The organism is Borreliella yangtzensis (assembly GCF_014201775.1).
In the GTDB taxonomy this organism is placed as follows: Bacteria; Spirochaetota; Spirochaetia; order Borreliales; family Borreliaceae; genus Borreliella; species Borreliella yangtzensis.
Genome location: NZ_JACHFG010000068.1, coordinates 1 through 1,449, shown reverse-complemented (window position 1 = coordinate 1,449; position 1,449 = coordinate 1). Strand labels below are relative to the sequence as shown.

4 protein-coding genes are annotated in these 1,449 nt (G+C 29.1%); all 4 read left to right on the top strand.

From position 1 onward, the window contains the following. Window positions 1-168: DUF735 family protein (locus tag HNP68_RS06840; protein WP_183221725.1), on the top strand; the 168-nt coding region annotated here is incomplete at its 5' end. Between the two features lie 9 nt (window positions 169-177). After that, window positions 178-990 (top strand): DUF685 domain-containing protein, encoded by an 813-nt coding sequence (locus HNP68_RS06835; protein WP_183221723.1) that lies wholly within the window; start codon window positions 178-180, stop codon window positions 988-990. 71 nt (window positions 991-1,061) lie between these two features. Beyond that, a complete protein-coding gene (locus tag HNP68_RS06830) occupies window positions 1,062-1,256 on the top strand; it encodes a BlyA family holin (protein WP_183221607.1) in 195 nt (64 codons plus the stop codon). A gap of 3 nt (window positions 1,257-1,259) precedes the next feature. Then, the coding region (locus tag HNP68_RS06825; protein ID WP_272955330.1) for a BlyB family putative holin accessory protein at window positions 1,260-1,449 on the top strand (190 nt) is incomplete at its 3' end.

Genomic DNA, 1,449 nt, shown 5'->3' with positions numbered 1-1,449 from the left:
GAAAAAAAAGATGGATATGCTGCATCTAAAAAAGCTTTAGTATTCAACTCTCTTCCTAAAGGATATGATCATTCAATTTATGCTTTTATAAAAAGGATTATTCCTATAGGTAGAGTTCTTAAAATTAATAATAAAGATGGTGCAAATATTATCACTTTTAACAATTAAGGAGGCTTAATGGCTGATGATCAAGAAAAATTACTAATTGATGAACAAGAAACAGTTCAAATAAAAGATTTAAATAAGGTAACAACCGTTGAAAACGATCATCTTTTACTAATAGATGATGGGGTTGCTAGTTGCAATGCTATTACTTTTAAAAACTTCTTAAAAACTGCTAAAGACAAAACATTTAAAGGTGAAGGACTAAGCGAGTTTAAAGAGATAATCAAGTCTACAATCGCTGAAGAACTTGCAGCTAATAAAGAGTTTGTAGAAAAGATTTATGCTAAAACATTAGACAAATTAATTGACAATGATTCTGATAAACTTTCTAGTCTTTTTAGTAAAATTAAATCGCGCCTTACAGATAGCATATCATCCGCCACTCTATCTAAATATGACGATCTTTTGATAATGTCTTCAAGCACTATACAAAAAACTCCAGTTCCTAAACAATTACTAGGAGTGCCGTATGATTTTTCACATGTAAGAAGAACTACTTACGACTCTACACTTTATTCAAGTGATTACTCAAGGCAATCAATAACTATTGATTGGAAATCCCACTCAAGTGTAACTATTCTATTTTTTAAAAGTGATGATGATGCCACAATTTACTTTGATATTGATCTTCGAATACCACACCGAGACGAGTTATTGAACAAAATAATAGCTGTTAGGTATATCGATGAAACTCAAAAAAGTACAGTTTTTATGATCGATTTCGCCAATTCAATATCCATGACAATTCCTATATATAAAGGATGGTATGTCCAAAAGCGAGGCCGTGAATCAGGAAATCCTGTTCCAGTTCTTTTAAAGCTGTAAACTTTTAGCAAAAATTATGGTTTTGATATATAATATATATACAAATAAAAAATTAAAATGAGGGATTAAAAATGGATATTAAAATAACTGAACTTCTTATTAACTTAAATGAAATTAAACTTATAGCAGTAATGATTTTTGTCACTGTACTAGTTCTAGGAGTGTTAATTCTTCTAAAACCTTTACTAAAAGACATATTGTCAATAGTAGTAGGCAAGATTTTTAGAAATGGCAATGGCAACAATCATATTAAAAAACGGGATTAATTTATGAAATTATCTAAAGATAATCTTGAGCTCGGGCTTACGTCTATATCAAACCTTATTGAAATATTTTCTAAATTTGAAGGTGAATTTGATGAGCCTGCACATAAAGGATTTTTTTTAGTTTATGAATTGTATTCTCATTACAAATTAATCTATAAATCAAATATGGAAAGACTTGAGAATGCATTAACAC